Raw genomic sequence first — 16,741 nt, 5'->3', positions numbered from 1 at the left:
ATGACACAGGATGAAAGGCCAAACATACAATCCGCTGCCAGAAATGGCCGCACGACCGAGCGCCCTCCCATGATCATGGAAGGCGAAATGGTGGTGGGATGCGTGATTGAGGACACGCTCGTCCTGGTGCTCGGCATTGGAAGTGCCTCCACCGATCAGGTTACAGCGTTTCTCAATGGCGACCCGGCGATGAGCGTAAAAACAAACCTCACAACCTGGCCATTGAAAGAACCGTCACCCGCCGGAACACATGGCTTTGTCGCCATCGTGCCGACGAATGTGTTGCGTCGCGGTATCCTCAAGACCATCATGTTCCAGCATCGGGCAAAGGTTGCGCGCTATAATTTTGCATCGCGATCGGCATCTGTTCCAGATTTCGTGGCGATGATCGGGGATTTATCCGGGCCGAGCCTTTCAGGCGTCATCGATGAACTCGTTGAGGGCTTGATATCGGGGCCCATCAGCCGGAAGAAATTATCCGCGATCACCGTTCTGCTACAGGCGGGTGCGCGTTCGGATGGATGCATTGAACTGATCGGCGGAAGCGACGAAGGCGATATTTTCGTCCAGGGCTGGGCACAGGATTTAACACCTGCGGTAACACGGCTTCTGATCAGCGGTAAAAACTCGTCGCTTGCAGAATGTTCAATCAGTGTCTTCGCGCGCCCTGACCTCAACGAACAGGCATCTGGATTTGCCGGTCTTCTGCTCGCCAATGAGCCGGTCGAGGCCAATGATATTGAGCGTATTTTGTTTCGCGGCCGACGCGGCTGGCGCTTTACCGAAGTTTATGATCGCAGACTTCTCTCGGGTTCGCGCGAAACACCGGCCCATATCCGCGCTATCCTGCCGCGCGTACGCAGTTCCACCGATATTCTTCTGCGCCTGCGTTCTGCCGCCAATCGTTTCGATGGTGCTGATACCGTCTCCGCCCTGCCTTTTCCCGTTCGCATGGGCATCGACAATGTCTTTCGGGTTGAAGGCAGTGGCATACTGATCTCGGGCTGGCTGCTTGATCCCGACAATCACGTGGAAAGCGTGCGGCTTCGGCGCCATCGCGGCGACATCCAGATCGACACGACGTGGACGCGCATCGACCGCTCCGATGTGACCCGCGAGTTTGATAATCATCCGCCCTTTAACGCGGGCCTCGATCCAAATCGCCATGCCCATGGTTTTGTAGCTTTTGCCCCAGAGCTTGCAGGCGACAGCACGTCTCCCTTCTATCTGGAGCTCGCAATCAGCGATGGTCGCCGCGCGTTCTTTCCATTGACGCCCACCCGTGTGACATCGCGCGATGCGATTGTTCGGCAACTCCGTGCCACCGATCCGAATGCGTGGGCGTTGCGCCACATCGTCGATCAGCAGCTCGTGCCATTGTTGCGCGGCGTCAACCGTCCTGCACCGGAAGTATTCGGTGTGGTTGACCTTGGCCCCTTTGAAGATGCAATCGGTCCGGCCATCATCATTGGTATTGACGAACGCGTTGAAGAAATCGAACCGCTGCTTGCTCTGCTGGCACTTGATCCTGAAACGCGGATCGCGCCGATTGTGATCGCGGCCGCAACCGAAATCATCGACCGTATCGGCGTACAGATCAGACGACTGGCTGACTTTTATCGACTGCGTATCCGACTGGTTTCGGCCAACGGCTCAGAAGATCTTTATGATGCGTTTGAAGTTGGTGCGCGAACGGTTTCCACCGATCAGGTCATTTTTCTCGCCGGTTCCCTGTTGCCGCGCCGTTCAGGCTGGCTCAACAAACTCATCAGTGCCTATGAAACGCATAAGGATTGCGTGCTTTCGCCGACACTTGCCTATGAAGACGACTCGATCCGCTGGGCGGGAACATGGGTGGCAGGCCCGCAATCGGATCGCGCCCTTATCAGCCGTTATGCCGGCTATCCGATTGATGCCATATCGGGCATGCAATTGACGGAAGTGGCAACAGCAACCTTCGAATGCTGCATCATGCCCCGCGAAGCTTTATTCACCGCTGGTGGTTTTACCCGCGGTTATCTCGGCACCCATGAAAAGGGTCTCGACCTCGGCTTGAAACTCAAGCAATCCGGTCTGCGCTCCTATTGGCTGCCTTCCGCACAGATGCTCGGCGCGGATGATGTTTCGGTCACGGATAAAGCATCCACCATCGCGCTTATTGAGCGCATAGATCGTCAGGTTTTTGATGCACGCTGGTCTGCAATTCTTGCAGGCAAGCGCAAGGTCGCGCTGGAGGAGCCCGCATGAGCGAAAAACTCCGTATTCTCGTCATTTCCCATGCCCACCCGTCTATCTCGCTCGGCGGCGGTGAAATCGCATCCTACAATCTGCACAAGGGATTAAATGCAACACCGGGCGTGCAGTCGGTTTATCTGGCACGCGCCAGCCACCCTATCCCTCGCCACGGCACCACAGCACTGATGAGCATGCGGCGTGCCAGTGACGAGATTCTGTTTCACGCCGACGAATATGATCACTTTTATCTGTCCAACAAGAATACCGACGAAATCCGCCGCGATCTTTTGCGGTTCGTGCGCGATTTCGACCCGGATATCGTTCACTTCCATCACGTGCTCGGTCTCGGTCTCGAAACGCTTTATGCCATCCGCGAGACTTTGCCGGATCGCATCATTCTGGTGACTTTTCACGAGTTCCTTTCCATCTGCAACAATGACGGGCAGATGGTGAAAGCGGGTACATCAAAGCTCTGCAATGAAGCTTCCCCGATTGATTGCCATGCATGCTTTCCACAGATACCGCCTGCCCGCTTTTTGAAGCGCGAACGCTTTGTGCGCGGCATGCTGGAACTCGCTGATGCTTTTGTGTCGCCGAGTGAATTTCTGGCAAATCGTTATCGCGAATGGGGGATCAATCCCGAAAAGATGACAATCATTGAAAATGGCATCGCGATCACGCAGACAACGCCACCCCGAGAACTGACTGGCCCTGACCCGCGGCGCAGCCGCTTTGCATTCTTCGGACAGATCAATCCGTTCAAGGGTATCGATGTGCTTATCGATGCGGTGTCGCGCGTCCCCGAACAGGTCTGGGGCGAGGACTCCCGCCTGATGATTTTTGGTGGCAACCTTGAAAAGCAACCGCCAGCCTTTCAGGAACGCATGCAGAAGCTGATTGAGGAGGCAGGTCCGCGCGTTCGCTTCTATGGCGCTTATCAGAATGCGGAAATGCCGCGTCTCATGCAGTCGGTAGACTGGGTTGTGATGCCGTCGATCTGGTGGGAAAACTCACCCATCGTCATTCAGGAAGCTCTGCATCATCGCCGACCGGTCATTTGCTCCAACATTGGCGGCATGGCAGAAAAAATTCGTGATGGTGAGGATGGCCTTCATTTCCGCGTCCGCAGTGCCGAAGATCTGGCTGACCGTTTTACCGAAGTGCTAAGCGATCCGAATATCTGGAACCGCTTGCATCGATCCATCCGCAAGCCGGTTCACTATCTCGATTGTGCGAGCGCACATCTCGATCTTTACAACAAGCTGCGCGAGGCCAAACCTCGCAGATTGAAACCAGCGGTCACAGAAACCACACTTTCTCAGGCAAGCTGAGCCTGGCTTGACCTTATTGACACAGAAGGAAGACCGTATGGCACGCGCCCTCGTCATGATCCCTGCGGGAGAAGTGTACGATCACGACAATGTCCGCTGGTACCGTCATACTGACGTGCAGGGCAGCATCAACCACTATCACAATATTGGCGATGCTTTCGTTTTTGAATCCTCACTGAAACTTATGAATTACGAGAAAGCCGCCGAGCTGCCGATCACCAATTTTTCACCCGAAAAGATTGATCAGCTGCGGGAAGAATATGATTATGTGATCCTTCGCGGCTCGAACTACATCAACAAAGACATGAACTGGCGCGACACGATCCCGGTGCTCCAGCGGTTGAAACTGCCTGTTATTGCCTTTGGCGTTGGTGCGCAGGCGCCGGTGCGCGGCGAAATTCAGCTTTCAGAAGAAACAAAAGCGGTTCTGCGCATGATCGCCGATTCAACTGTTTCTGTCGGTGTACGCGGAGCTTATACAGCGCAAGTGCTCAACGATATTGGCATTCAAAATGTCCGTATCATTGGCTGTCCGACCGCGTTTCGTCGCAACAATCAACATTTGCGCATCAAACTGCCGCCGCTCGAAGATGTGAAACAGGTCGGCGTTACGGTCCGCCGCGAGGTTTCGCCAGCTTACGCGCAGGACATTGAACAATATCTGACCCGCCATCGCGATCTTATCCGCACAATGGCTGGACGCTTCGATGTGACATTGATGGCGCAGGGCGAGATTGAGGAGAAAAAACTGGTGTTCGGCACGCCCGAACAGAAGGAAGAAGCGATAGAAGCTCTCAAAGCACATCGCTGGACGGCTGACTGGTATTTCGATGACGGGATAGAGAACCTTTATCGCCATCGCATGTTCTATTCCGATGTCGTGGCCGATTACGAAAATCTTGTGCGTGAGCAGCAACTTGTCCTTGGCTATCGCCTGCACGGTAACCTGATGGCGCTCGCCAACGGCATTCCATCCATCTACTTTACCTATGACAGCCGCACAGCTGAATTTGCCGAAACCTATAAAATCCCGAGTTATGATGTCTTCAGTGACAAACCATTTCGTCTGGAGGATTATTGGGACCAGTCGCTGTTCGACAAATACAACCGCGCATGGTTTGAAACCTATGCAGAGATGAAACAGTTTCTTGATGAAAACGGTGTCGATAATAAAATGACCGACACCGGCTTGCCGATTGCAGAGCTGAAGGTCGCCTGATCTCTCATTGCATCATAGATGTGAACCAGGGCCTGTGGGGAGCGCTAAACCAGTCTGGTCACAACATCCCGTAATGACGATTGCCAATGTGGCGCAGACCAGTTGAACACTTTCTGGAATTTGGCAGTCGACAGGCGCGAATTGGCGGGGCGTGCGGCCTTGGTTGGATAATCGGCTGTCGCGATATCCGCAACAGTCGCAGTCGGTCCGCCAAGCCTCGCACTCTCGTCAAAGATCGCGCGCGCGAAACCGCTCCAGTTGGTGTCACCTGTACCAACCAGATGATAAACACCACAAGCGGAGAAGTCCGGCGTTACTGCCAGATGATCCGCCACCTGAATAATCGCATCAGCAATATCAAGCGCACTGGTCGGATTGCCCTTCTGGTCAGAAACAACCGAGAGAGCATCGCGGGTTTCAGCGAGCTTCAGCATCGTCTTGACGAAATTCTTGCCGAAGGGACTATAGACCCACGCCGTTCGCAAAATGATGTGCCGTGGATTGGCTAGTGCAACGAGACGCTCGCCTTCGAGCTTGGAGCTTCCATAAACGCTGCGAGGTCCGGTTTTATCCGCTTCGACATAGGGTTCTTCCGCATCACCCGCAAAAACATAATCCGTCGACAGGTGGATGATGGGAACACCGCAGGCCTTTGCTGCTTCGGCAACCGCTTCAGCACCCGTTGCATTCACTGCAAAGGCCAGTTCGCGCTCATCTTCAGCCAGATCCACTGCCGTATAGGCAGCAGCGGAAACGACGAGGTCTGGCTTGATCGCGGCAATAGCCCTATGCACCGTTTCCGGCTTTGCCAGATCCAGTTCCGGACGGCCCAGCGCGATCACTTGCAGATCCGGACGTTGAGAGGCTTTCTCAAGAAGGCTCTGGACAACCTGCCCTTCCCGCCCGGTTACCAGGATTTTCATGCCTTAACCTCTTTGGCAGGCGTGCTGCCAAGACGCCCGCCCGCATAGGTACTGCTGCGGATCGGCTCCCACCACCAGGCATTGTCGAGGTACCACTGAATGGTTTTCTCCAAACCGGTCTCGAAAGTTTCCTGTGGCTTCCAGCCAAGCTCACGCTCAATCTTCGAAGCATCGATCGCATAACGACGGTCATGACCCGGACGATCCGTCACGAAGGTGATCAGATCGGCATAGCTCTTGCCGTTTGCACGTGGCCGCTTCTTGTCGAGAATGGCGCAGATCGTTTCCACTACATTCAGATTGGTACGTTCTGCGCGCCCACCGATATTGTAGCTTTCACCCAGCTTGCCTGTGGTTGCGACCAGTGCCAGAGCACGGGCATGGTCCTCGACATAGAGCCAGTCACGCACATTCGCCCCTGCGCCATAAACCGGCAGCGGCTTTTCATCGAGTGCGTTGAGAATGACAAGCGGGATCAGCTTTTCAGGGAAATGGAATGGCCCATAATTGTTCGAACAATTGGTCAGCACGACCGGCAGACCATAGGTTTCATACCATGCGCGCACCAGATGATCGGAAGCCGCTTTCGATGCAGAATAAGGTGACGACGGCTGATACGGGGTTTCTTCCGTGAAAATGCCGCTATCGAACGGCAGATCTCCAAACACTTCATCCGTTGAAATGTGATGAAAGCGGAAATTCGATTTGCGCGGTTCCGGCAACTCGCGCCAGTAAGCGAGTGCGGCATTGAGCAGGCGGAACGTTCCCACAATATTCGTTTCGATGAATGCACCTGGACCATCGATGGAACGGTCAACGTGGCTTTCCGCAGCCAGATGCATGACCACATCGATTTCATTGGCGCGCAAGGCTTCCAGAACACCGGTATCATCGCAGATGTCAGCCTGAAGAAAGCTGTAATTCGGATGGTTTTCGATCTGACGCAGGGACGCCAGATTGCCCGCATAGGTCAGCTTGTCGAGATTGACGACATTGACCTTGGGATCAGATGCCAGATGACGGCACACTGCAGAACCAATGAAGCCCGCGCCACCCGTAACAAGAATATTCATATCATTCCTCAAGCAAAAACTTCTGCGTCGGCAAAAAGCGGGGCTTTCTGATCCTTGTCAGAAAGCTGTACACCTGAAGAAGGCAGCGGCCAGTCTATGCCTATCGCCGGGTCATCAAATCGGATCGAACGGTCATGTTCAGGGGAGTAATAATCCGTCACTTTGTAGATAACTTCGGTGTTCTCAACCAGCGTCATGAAGCCGTGTGCGAAGCCTTTCGGCACCAAAATCTGATTCCACTTTTCAGCGGAGACTTCCAGCGCCACCCACTTGCCAAAGGTCGGCGAGCTTTTGCGAATATCGACCGCAACATCAAGGATCGCTCCCCGGGTCACGCGGACCAGCTTATCCTGTGCAAATGGCGGCAACTGATAATGAAGCCCGCGCACAACGCCCTTGGCGGCCGAATAGGAATGATTATCCTGAACAAAAGTCAGATCAATACCGGCTTCGGCGAATGATTTCGCATTGTAGGTTTCGGAGAAAAAGCCACGGTCATCGCCGAATTTACGCGGGCTGATTTCAAAAACACCGTCAAGCTCGAGCTGGCCAACTATCATCGTTCGTTTCCAATTTCCTCGACGCGACGGCGAAGATACGCAGCATACTCGGTCTGGCCTAGCCTACTGGCACGTTCAAGAACGGCTTCGCCGGTGAGCCAGCCATTCTCAAGTGCTATTTCCTCTGGGCAAGCTATCTTAATGCCCTGTCGTTTTTCGATGGTACGTACAAACGAAGAAGCGTCCTGCAAGCTGTCATGTGTCCCGGTATCAAGCCAGGCGTAACCTCGCCCAAGCCGTTGTACCGTCAAATCATCACGTTCTAGATATGCATTGTTGATCGCGGTTATTTCCAGCTCACCACGACCAGACGGCTTTAAAGACGAAGCGATGTCAACAACATCATTATCGTAAAAATAAAGCCCTGTTACAGCCCAAGACGACTTTGGCTTGGACGGCTTTTCTTCAATAGAAATTGCTTTACCGGTCTTCCTATCGAACTCAACGACACCGTAGCGCTGTGGATCATCGACGTAATAAGCAAAGACTGATCCGCCTTTTTTGATCTGTGCAGCCGTTTGACACAGAGAAGAAAGACCATCCCCAAAATAGATATTATCTCCCAGGATCATTGCCACATTATCGTTGCCGATGAACCCGCGCCCAATAATGAAAGCTTCGGCTAGGCCATTGGGATTCTTTTGCTCGGCAAATGAGAAATTCAACCCAAATTCGCTTCCATCACCCAGCAAATTTCGGAAAAGGGGAAGGTCATGTGGTGTCGAGATAACCAAAATGTCTTTTATACCAGCCAGCATGAGTACGCTTAGTGGATAAAAGATCATTGGCTTGTCATAAATCGGAAGAAGCTGTTTGGAGACCGCAATTGTCAGTGGGTAAAGCCGACTACCGGTCCCGCCTGCAAGGATAATTCCTTTCATCAAAACCTCATTCGTATTCGGACAGATAAAACTATCACCTAGAGAACTTAGAACACCTCAGCAGTTTTTGCATATCAATGATAACATTAGATGTCTGCATTATGGCTGACCAGGCCCACCGACCAGAGGCATTGCAAATGCCTCTTGGTTTAAGTTAATTGTTGGACCAACGATTGGCTAACATGATCAGTTGATTATTGCTCTATCCGCATGCATCCAATAGAAACCGATAACTTTGAGCGTCCTCCCCTCCCATTGGAAAAGAGCATGAGTAAAGAAGAAATATATAACATAATTCAAAGGGTTATATTCCCAACAGCTTCAGAGCTGGATAAGTCATCATTGTTCGTGAGATGGCCAAATGGTGGTGCGACCGTTTCAGACGATATGTTCGGCATAAGCCTCTCTAAGGGCACGATTTTAGATTTATCAACATTCTTTAATTCTTTTAACCATAAGAAATGGTCTGACCTAACAGGTATAAAAGATGTTAAGATAAGAATAGAAGGTACGGGAAGGTTCCTAATTAAACTGCTTACCTACACAGAAACTGCCGCTGCATTTAAAATAATTGATAAGGAGATCGATCTATCCGAGGGAACAAGTTTAATATCTGTACCCAGTATAGACACAATCAGTGGCAATATTATTGGCCTCAATATTCAATCTCTGGACGAAGCCGCTCATATAAAGAGTGTCGATTGGATAACGACTGAGACCTCAAAGCGCGCGGTTAAACTCGCTGCGGTTATCACGACCTTTAAGCGCGAACAGGCGGCTGAACGGGCTATTCGCAAGTTCAATGACATTATAATTCCCCATTCACCCCACACGCCCATCGAGCTATTCGTCATCGATAACGGTCAATCACTGGATACATCTGTTGCAAGTGAGGTTGTACACCTTATCCCAAACCCCAATCTGGGTGGAGCGGGCGGCTTTGCGAGAGGGCTAAAAGAAGTAGAAGACACAAACCGATTCACGCATACTCTGTTCATGGACGACGATGCGGCGTGCGAACCGGAGAGCGTTTGGCGGACATGCGCTCTATTGTCATATGCACATGACGTGAAGTTAAGTATTGCCGGAGGAATGTTCCATACTGAAACACCAACCGTTCAATATGAAAAAGGGGCAACACTTTTATTGAACGGATCGGGACCTGTTTGGGCAACTCATTATCACAATCGTGACCTATCTGACATTGCAGCCGTTGCAAGCAATGACTACGGCGACTGGGCAAATTATGGCGCCTGGTGGTTCTTTGCATTTCCTCTGTCAGAGATTTCGCAATACCCCTTTCCATTCTTCGTGCGTGGTGACGACACCGATTTCAGTCTCGCCAACGATCTACGTATAGCAACGATGAATGGGATTGCGACGTGGTGTGAGAACTTTGGATACAAGGTTTCGCCTTCCGTTGAATATCTTGCTCATAGAAGTTGGCTCGCCTTAGCCTTGCTCCACGGAGATGCAGAAAAGGTCAAAAGCGTCTACAAACATTGTTTGAAGAATGCAGTTCTGATGGCGTTAAGATATCAATATGCATGTTCGCATGCAGTATTAGACGCCATCGAAGATGTCGTAAAAGGGCCGACTTTTTTTTCAAACAACCCCGCCCCACTCGAGAAACTTGGTTCGTTCAAAAATAGCTATCCCCCTCAAAAAGTATCAGCCAGCGATTTTGACCAAATGGTCCCTGTGCCAAGAACGTCTCCACGGGCACGCTGCTTCATTGGATTGCTTACTCTGGGTGGATTGCTGCTACCGAAATCAAAACTGAGAGATAAATACGCCCATACGCGGATACCATGGGAAGCTGGGGCATGGAACCTTCTAAGACTAAACGGTGCAGTTTATGGCGCGGGAGAGAACCTCTCATTGTTCAAACGTGACAGAGCAGCACTCGGAAAATTTTTCCGTCGGCTTTTGAGAACGAGGATTAATACTTATAAAAATCTCCCTCAATTACAGACAGATTATAAAGCTGAATGTTCTAAAATTCGCACAAAACAATATTGGGAAAAGCTATTCTCGGAAAAAAAGGGATAATTATGAAAAACTTACAAAATAAGAAAATAGCAATTCTTATGCTGGCCTGTAAAGATTATGAAGCTACAGAACTTTCTTTGGCTTGCCATATGTCTTATGGAAACCCGGACATTCCCTTTTTTATTCTTCAAAACTGTCGTGGTAGTTATGATGCAGAAAGAACATTGCAGGTAGCAAAAAGATACCAATCTCTTTATCCAAAGCAAATACGTGTAATAGAGAATATCGGGCCTGCTTACCCCTACAAGTCAATATCCGAACTTTTGAGTTCGGATGAATTCAAAGAATTTGATCTGATCTGCAAAGTTGACGATGACGCTTTTCCAATAACACCGGTTGGATAGATGACCTTCTTTCTCTTTGGAACCAAAAGTACGAAGAACACGGCGATCGATTGGCTTATGTCACCCCCTTAATAAACAACAATTGTTGGGGGTTTCCGGAAACATTGAAAGCCATGCGCCTTGAAGAAAAATACTTTGAGGTGTACGCGCGTGACCATTACGCTGGAGCTGGCAATGATAAAAAAATCCACCCAGCCGCAGAAATCGTTACGGGTACTGATGGTACAATTTGGCAGCTTCCATATCTAGCTCGGTGGATTCACGAAGAAACTACCCTCAAACCAGACAATTTCATAAATGCAACAAGGTCATTAACGGCAACTGAGATTCCATCTACCGATAGATATTCGATTGGCTGCGTTCTTTTTGAGAAGGATTTCTGGCAGAAAATCAATGATGGCGGTCGAGATGATGAACATATGATGCATCAATACTGCAGAAATAATGAACTACTTATATTCTGTCAGCGTTCAATTCCGTTCGCTCATATGGCCTACTTTAATCAGCGGGAAGAAAACCGGGACATAGTGGCTGATGCTCAGAAAATATACCAAAAAAGACTTTCGCTACCCTACCCAATTGGTCTTCGCAAAACACCTGAATTGGAGATTGAAGCTCGTCTGCGTTGGTTGGAATCAAATAACATCGGCAGTAAGGATCCCAACTACCAAGCGGCAGGGGGCGGCGGCGTAAGCCCGAGCCTATCGCCAGAAGAGTTCGGCGTGCGCGCATTTAAAGGCGTTGTCCGAGCTATTCTGAACAAGCTTAAGCTATCTTCCAAACGGCCATAATTCGGCTGTTTAATTAATGCTTTACATGCCCATAGCTGCCTCGTACGGCTATGGGCAAGGACGTATAGAGACGCAAGCGCCTACCTAAATTTTGAGAAGAACCATCTTAGAGGCGATGTCATCCGCCACATGCGACTATTTAAGATCAAATCTTTCTCAGTCCTCTCTTGCTTAAGTTTCTCGCTAATCTCGGCTATCTCTTGACCGTATAGGATTCGAGACTCTTGCAACTTGACCCTGAGATTTGCAATTTCTTGATTTACAACCACCAATTCTTGATTTGAAACTGCCAGAGAGTGCAGATTATCCGACCAGATATCTGTGAAATGAAACGGCAGCGCCATCGGTTTTTCATGCTGGATTAACGCAGCACCAGCAATTTCTTTCTTTTTCTTCACAAAAGAACTGCTGACAGCTTTGTTAAAGGTCGTTGTTTGCTTTCTTAATTCTCTTTCCAAGATCTTATGAAAATTCTCATGTATATCATCTTTGTGAAGCACCACCCATTTGCTACCCATATTACGAACAGCTTGATGTTTTGTATCATAATACCCTGTGGCACTGAATGCGATCCCGTTAAAGCCGGACAAAGCTGCCAATAAATGCGGGTGATATCTCGATGTAATAATTAACCCGCCTGCGCTTACGGGGAAACCATCTTCAGCAAGCTCTTTGGGGTCCAGTGATGAAATACTAAAGCCATGACTTTCCAGCTGTTGACGGAGCATCTCGCTGGGCGCCCTCACGTCCGCCGACATGGCTGCAGCATATACAATGTTCTTAATTCCATACGACTTCAGTAACTCTATTGAAGTTGTACTAAACAAACCGGCAACAGTGTCATCTCCGGGAAATAAATCATTCTGAAGACATATGACCAGCGTAGGAACATCCACATTTTGGAGTGGATATTCTATATGGCCGTTATCTATTAAAAGAAGCGCATCATCGCCTGAAAAACTCAGCTGCTGTGGTAGCAGGGCCTTCAATAACTCAAAAGACTCAACGTCCCGAACATCAATGGAATCAAACGTAGACAAAATACCGATTAGCCCAGAAACGTCATCTTGTTTTGTAGGTAAAAGCCCTAAGCCTGTTGCAATAATACGGGCCCCAGATCTCCAGGCGATGAGACGAGCCAATAATAAAATTATGTAGTTCGCCGGCCACAATTCATTCAAATATCCGCCACCAATTATATGGACTTGATCTATATTATGTTGCCTGACCGCTTCCACACATTTGATTACATTCCGGGCTTTGCCTGCATCTCGAAAACCAGCCTGAATTTCATCCCAAGAGTTTGATGAACCTTGAACCTGTTCTGAAACAGCAGAATATGTACATGCCCAAAGGCTTTCATCAGGTTTTAATGTGTATACATCACTACCCACAAATTGCGCCACATTATCGGGATTATATCCGTCACACAGTATTACAGCGCCGCTATCAAATTCTTTAATTAATTTAATCCAAGAAGAAAGTATAACCTCATCACCAAAATTTGGCCCTCCGACTGCACCAATCAATAAATATTTAGCCATCGGAAGTTTTACTTTCTACGCTTTGGGAAACAGATCACCTATCTGGCTTCATCAAAATTCCAAAGGAACCGCTCCCACTCATTTTGGTTTTAGTGGCGATCATATTAGCAAGATTGCTTAAAAAGAAAACACATCTCCAGCGAGACATTACGACCAAGCCACCACTTCCCACAAATCCGTGTGGACCAACGAAATAGAAAAATTACAATTTCAGATCATATATATAGCAGCAACAAAGCTCTTTGATTTTACTTTGAATTTTATCGCGCGGGAGAATAGTGCCTACACAGTAAATACTATATATTTCTTCCCAAAAGCCCTCTCATGAGGCTTGGCAGGCCTTTAATACTTTTCTCAACAATCAACATTCTGACAAATTCCTTACCAAACACCAGAAGTGAGCCTAGTTCAAAAATAACAGGAATATAATTGTCATGTTTCTTATAATATTCTTTTATAAGTTTTCTATTTCTAATTGCGTAATATCTGGAAATATTGCTAGAGTCATTCAAGTGTCTCAAGCCGAGGCTCACCTGCCTCTGTCTTCTGACTTTTTGAAGGCATTCGTCAGCGATAAATGCGACACCCGTGTGCTTTGAAGCAAGCCAACCATAGATCGCATCATCCCAAACGATAAAGAAACGCGGATCAGGTATCCCGATCTTATTCACTATACTGCGATGAATCATCATCCCTTCAAAACAACCATAGTTGCTCAGGAAGTACCCTTTTCCTTGATAAGGATCTTTGAGAAAAGGCAATTGAACCGCGAGGCTGTCGCTGACCCATTGCTCACAGAAGTAATGGGCACCGTTTGGATCTTGTCTGCCAGCATGAAAACACTTGAACTGGTCTGACCAGCGCATCATTTTTTCCAGGCCATCAGGAAGAACAATAACATCATCGTCCATGAGCCAGAACCAATCTGCTGTGGTCTGCATAGCCTCCTGCACACCAACAGAAAAGCCTCCCGCTCCACCGATGTTGGTATCAAGACTTTTTATTATGAGTTCAAAGCCCAGTTCTTTAGAAGAAAATTCTCCTAAAATATTCTTGGTTTGATCGCCGCTATTATTGTCTACAACAATGACAAATTTCGGCTTACGTTCAAGTGATGCTATGCTCTTTAGAAGACCATCCAACAGAAGATGTCTGTTATAAGTTACTATAACGATAGCTACATTTTGATTGTATTTTTTTTCTGCAACCATCACGCTTTGCACTCTCATTCAAGCAATTAAGGCTTTCTGCCAAATCTATAACAAAGTCCGTCGTAGAAAGCGCGCCACCATTCGTTAAAGCCGCGCCAGTCCAGCTTTTTCTTTATCAGGAAATAATAAGGATATAGAATAATATCAGCAAAGAAACTCAGAGGTCGGCGATGTCGGCGCGCAAGATACCCTCTGTTTCGGAAGAAATAATACTTCTTAAAACTGGTTTCAGGCACCAACAACTGAACCCGGTCTTCAATGATCGAGGCGATCTCTCCCCAAACGGGCGGGTGACTTACCAATGCAGTCGTCAGGGTGCCGAAGCGCACCCCACTTCGCCTCAAACGCAGCAAGAAATCAACTTCGTCGCCACGAATGAATAATCGGATATCTGGGATACCTACTTTAAAGAAGACATCACGTCGAACAAGCGCTCCATTAAAAAAATGCGCTAAGTTTGGAATAAACTCGTTCTTCTGTACCGCCTTACGGTCTATCGTTAGCCGACCACCAATCTTGAATGGAAATGCTGTCTTGAGATTATCCTGGGGCGAAACAATCAGCGGAGAGATCACATCAAGATTATGCTTTTCGGCGCCATTCAAAAGCACTCTGAGACAATCAACACCAATCGGGCAGGCATCATCATCCATGATCCATATCCAATCAGCGCCAGAAGCAAGAGCTGAGAGAATCGCAAATGAGAAGCCGCCGGCACCACCCAGATTGATTTCCGACTTGTGGTAAGTCAAATCTAGGCCGTCATAATCCGGCTTTCCACTCTGGCCGGCGTCGACAAGATGAATTGATGCAAGTTCCGGCTTTAATTGTTTGGATGCATCAAGAAGACGATTAATGTCATCTGGGCGGTTGCACGTCAGTACGGCCATTGCGACAGACAAATCAAACCCTTCCTCTGAAAAATACCAATCTATACAAACATAGCGATTGAATGTTTCCACTCAATCGCTATGCCCAATCATATTGGCATTTAGGCCTAACTGGCAGTCAAACGCGGTTCAACAGTTGCTTCATAGCATTTCAATGCAGCCCCAATCGCTTGATGCATATCAAGATAACGATACGTACCCAGACGACCACCGAAAATCACATCGCTTTCGGCATCTGCCATTTCCTTATAAGCAAGGTAAGTCTTTTTATCTGTCTGCGTATCGATTGGATAATAAGGCTCGTCACCACGCTGAGCAGAACGCGAGTATTCACGAACAATGATCGTCTTTTCTTTTTGATAATCACGCTCCGGGTTGAAGTGCCTGAACTCAAGGATACGTGTAAATGGAACATTCTCATCAGCGTAGTTCATAACAGCTGTGCCCTGGAAATCTCCCACTGGCAGAACCTCAGGCTCGAAATCGATGGTACGCCACCCGAGTTCCCCTGCTTTATAATCAAAGAATTTATCAATGGGTCCCGTATAAACAACAGGCTTTCCGGCAGGAATCTGATCTTTAATTTCAAAGTAATCGACACCGGTCTGAATATGGATCAGTGGATTTGACAGCATTCTCTCAAAGATTGCCGTGTACCCATCAACTGGAAGACCTTCATAGGCGTCATTGAAATATCGATTGTCGAAGTTGTAGCGAACAGGTAGCCGGGTAATAATATGTTCCGGCAGTTCACGTGGGTCTGTCTGCCATTGTTTTGCGGTATAGCCACGAATGAACGCTTCATAAAGTGGGCGACCGATCAGCGAGATCGCCTTTTCTTCAAGGTTTGTAGGCTTGCTATCACCCAGCTCACGTGATTGCTCCAATACCAATTGCTGGGCTTCCAGTGGCGACATACGACGACCAAAGAACTGGCACACTGTGCTCAGATTAATCGGCATCGAGTAAACCTGATCTTTATAAGACGTGTATACGCGGTGCTTGTAATCAGTAAACTTGGTAAAATTGTTCAGATAATCCCAAACCAGCTTGTTAGGTGTGTGAAAGAGATGTGCGCCATATTTGTGCACCTCAATGCCCGTCTGAGCATCATTCTCACTATAGGCATTCCCACCGATATGATCTCTGCGATCCAGAATCAGAACTTTACGCCCTAATTGATTGGCGACGCGCTCAGCTATCGTTGCACCAAAGAAACCGGCTCCAACGATCACAATATCATAATTCTCAAAATTCACAGTCAGCCATCCGGGTTCGTTGAAGTTAAAGGCGTTTGTGTTACCCCATAATCCATCTTTATGGCCAGCTCAAGGTCACCGGAATTAAGAACAAAATGCGTCTATTCCAATATAAATTATATATTGAATACTTAAAGTTCAATATATTTTATTTTAAAGTAAATTAAAATATACCTTTATAAATCTCAGAATCGATTAAATTAATTAATATAAAAATTGAATTATTTGATAATAATAACAATTATCTCTTTTGATAAATATAAAGTGATTTATTTTTTATTATTTTCGTCATTCCTTAATGAAAACGCCCTATTTGAAATGCAATGGTTTCAATGCTTTGATAGCCCAACCGTATTAGTGAAAAAATCGAGGAGACGAATGAGTTCGATCCGCAAAATCCGCAAGGCAGTTTTCCCCGTCGCCGGTCT

14 protein-coding genes are annotated in these 16,741 nt (G+C 48.2%); 6 read left to right on the top strand and 8 right to left on the bottom strand.

Annotation, left to right across the window (positions count from 1 at the left end):
• Genes CEV33_RS13970 through CEV33_RS13960 form a run of 3 tightly spaced genes read left to right on the top strand, consistent with a single transcriptional unit; the run spans position 1 to position 4,785 of the window.
• Positions 1–2,247 (top strand): hypothetical protein, encoded by a 2,247-nt coding sequence (locus CEV33_RS13970; RefSeq protein ID WP_094541062.1) that lies wholly within the window; start codon positions 1–3, stop codon positions 2,245–2,247.
• Positions 2,244–3,566, top strand: a complete 1,323-nt coding sequence (locus CEV33_RS13965) for a glycosyltransferase family 4 protein (protein ID WP_094541061.1) — start codon at positions 2,244–2,246, stop codon at positions 3,564–3,566. Before CEV33_RS13970 ends, CEV33_RS13965 begins: the two co-directional genes overlap by 4 nt.
• A 37-nt stretch (positions 3,567–3,603) precedes the next feature.
• Complete coding sequence (locus tag CEV33_RS13960) at positions 3,604–4,785, top strand: polysaccharide pyruvyl transferase family protein (protein WP_094541060.1); 1,182 nt, start codon at positions 3,604–3,606, stop codon at positions 4,783–4,785.
• Positions 4,786–4,829: 44 nt separating this feature from the next.
• On the opposite strand, the gene rfbD is transcribed toward CEV33_RS13960, so the two are convergent.
• From rfbD to rfbA, 4 genes are read right to left on the bottom strand one after another with little or no spacing between them, the layout of a single operon-like run.
• Positions 4,830–5,708 (bottom strand): dTDP-4-dehydrorhamnose reductase, encoded by an 879-nt coding sequence (rfbD, locus tag CEV33_RS13955; protein WP_094541059.1) that lies wholly within the window; start codon positions 5,706–5,708, stop codon positions 4,830–4,832.
• On the bottom strand, positions 5,705–6,781 hold the full coding sequence (rfbB, locus tag CEV33_RS13950) for a dTDP-glucose 4,6-dehydratase (protein ID WP_094541058.1): 1,077 nt from the start codon (positions 6,779–6,781) through the stop codon (positions 5,705–5,707). The genes rfbD and rfbB overlap by 4 nt, the downstream gene beginning before the upstream one ends.
• Positions 6,782–6,789: 8 nt before the next feature.
• Positions 6,790–7,341: a dTDP-4-dehydrorhamnose 3,5-epimerase gene (gene rfbC / locus CEV33_RS13945; RefSeq protein ID WP_094541057.1), complete on the bottom strand. Its 552-nt coding sequence runs from the start codon at positions 7,339–7,341 to the stop codon at positions 6,790–6,792.
• Positions 7,338–8,222: a glucose-1-phosphate thymidylyltransferase RfbA gene (gene rfbA / locus CEV33_RS13940; RefSeq protein WP_094541056.1), complete on the bottom strand. Its 885-nt coding sequence runs from the start codon at positions 8,220–8,222 to the stop codon at positions 7,338–7,340. The genes rfbC and rfbA overlap by 4 nt, the downstream gene beginning before the upstream one ends.
• 267 nt (positions 8,223–8,489) lie before the next feature.
• Here rfbA and CEV33_RS13935 point away from each other — a divergent pair, with 267 nt between their 5' ends.
• From CEV33_RS13935 to CEV33_RS13925, 3 genes are read left to right on the top strand one after another with little or no spacing between them, the layout of a single operon-like run.
• Positions 8,490–10,274 carry a glycosyltransferase family 2 protein gene (locus tag CEV33_RS13935; protein ID WP_167388170.1) on the top strand — a complete coding sequence of 595 codons (1,785 nt, stop codon included), beginning with the start codon at positions 8,490–8,492 and terminating at the stop codon, positions 10,272–10,274.
• Between the two features lie 2 nt (positions 10,275–10,276).
• Entirely contained in the window at positions 10,277–10,618 is a 342-nt protein-coding gene (locus tag CEV33_RS13930) for a hypothetical protein (RefSeq protein ID WP_094541054.1), read from the top strand.
• Between the two features lie 50 nt (positions 10,619–10,668).
• Positions 10,669–11,409 carry a hypothetical protein gene (locus CEV33_RS13925; RefSeq protein WP_141211591.1) on the top strand — a complete coding sequence of 247 codons (741 nt, stop codon included), beginning with the start codon at positions 10,669–10,671 and terminating at the stop codon, positions 11,407–11,409.
• A gap of 80 nt (positions 11,410–11,489) precedes the next feature.
• Here CEV33_RS13925 and CEV33_RS13920 read toward each other — a convergent pair whose 3' ends face one another.
• The 4 genes from CEV33_RS13920 to glf all read right to left on the bottom strand — a co-directional run bounded on the left by CEV33_RS13920 (position 11,490) and on the right by glf (position 16,313).
• Positions 11,490–12,953 (bottom strand): polysaccharide pyruvyl transferase family protein, encoded by a 1,464-nt coding sequence (locus CEV33_RS13920; RefSeq protein ID WP_094541052.1) that lies wholly within the window; start codon positions 12,951–12,953, stop codon positions 11,490–11,492.
• 296 nt (positions 12,954–13,249) lie between these two features.
• Positions 13,250–14,164 carry a glycosyltransferase gene (locus CEV33_RS13915; RefSeq protein ID WP_235818442.1) on the bottom strand — a complete coding sequence of 305 codons (915 nt, stop codon included), beginning with the start codon at positions 14,162–14,164 and terminating at the stop codon, positions 13,250–13,252.
• A gap of 26 nt (positions 14,165–14,190) precedes the next feature.
• Entirely contained in the window at positions 14,191–15,126 is a 936-nt protein-coding gene (locus tag CEV33_RS13910) for a glycosyltransferase (protein WP_208620200.1), read from the bottom strand.
• Positions 15,127–15,161: 35 nt separating this feature from the next.
• Positions 15,162–16,313 carry a UDP-galactopyranose mutase gene (gene glf, locus CEV33_RS13905; protein ID WP_094541049.1) on the bottom strand — a complete coding sequence of 384 codons (1,152 nt, stop codon included), beginning with the start codon at positions 16,311–16,313 and terminating at the stop codon, positions 15,162–15,164.
• Between the last annotated feature and the right edge of the window lie 428 nt (positions 16,314–16,741).

The sequence above is a fragment of the Brucella grignonensis genome (assembly GCF_002252505.1).
Taxonomy (GTDB): Bacteria; Pseudomonadota; Alphaproteobacteria; order Rhizobiales; family Rhizobiaceae; genus Brucella; species Brucella grignonensis.
The sequence above is the reverse complement of the archived record's forward strand: the minus strand, read 5'-3'. Positions and strand labels throughout refer to the sequence as shown.

What these genes read in the sequence shown, in the direction of transcription:
- rfbC (WP_094541057.1), bottom strand. Translation starts at nt 7,341, where the DNA reads ATGATAGTTGGCCAGCTCGAGCTTGACGGTGTTTTTGAAATCAGCCCG.
- rfbB (WP_094541058.1), bottom strand. Translation starts at nt 6,781, where the DNA reads ATGAATATTCTTGTTACGGGTGGCGCGGGCTTCATTGGTTCTGCAGTG.
- rfbA (WP_094541056.1), bottom strand. Translation starts at nt 8,222, where the DNA reads ATGAAAGGAATTATCCTTGCAGGCGGGACCGGTAGTCGGCTTTACCCA.
- CEV33_RS13960 (WP_094541060.1), top strand. Translation starts at nt 3,604, where the DNA reads ATGGCACGCGCCCTCGTCATGATCCCTGCGGGAGAAGTGTACGATCAC.
- CEV33_RS13930 (WP_094541054.1), top strand. Translation starts at nt 10,277, where the DNA reads ATGAAAAACTTACAAAATAAGAAAATAGCAATTCTTATGCTGGCCTGT.
- CEV33_RS13920 (WP_094541052.1), bottom strand. Translation starts at nt 12,953, where the DNA reads ATGGCTAAATATTTATTGATTGGTGCAGTCGGAGGGCCAAATTTTGGT.
- CEV33_RS13935 (WP_167388170.1), top strand. Translation starts at nt 8,490, where the DNA reads ATGAGTAAAGAAGAAATATATAACATAATTCAAAGGGTTATATTCCCA.
- CEV33_RS13965 (WP_094541061.1), top strand. Translation starts at nt 2,244, where the DNA reads ATGAGCGAAAAACTCCGTATTCTCGTCATTTCCCATGCCCACCCGTCT.
- CEV33_RS13915 (WP_235818442.1), bottom strand. Translation starts at nt 14,164, where the DNA reads ATGGTTGCAGAAAAAAAATACAATCAAAATGTAGCTATCGTTATAGTA.
- CEV33_RS13970 (WP_094541062.1), top strand. Translation starts at nt 1, where the DNA reads ATGACACAGGATGAAAGGCCAAACATACAATCCGCTGCCAGAAATGGC.
- rfbD (WP_094541059.1), bottom strand. Translation starts at nt 5,708, where the DNA reads ATGAAAATCCTGGTAACCGGGCGGGAAGGGCAGGTTGTCCAGAGCCTT.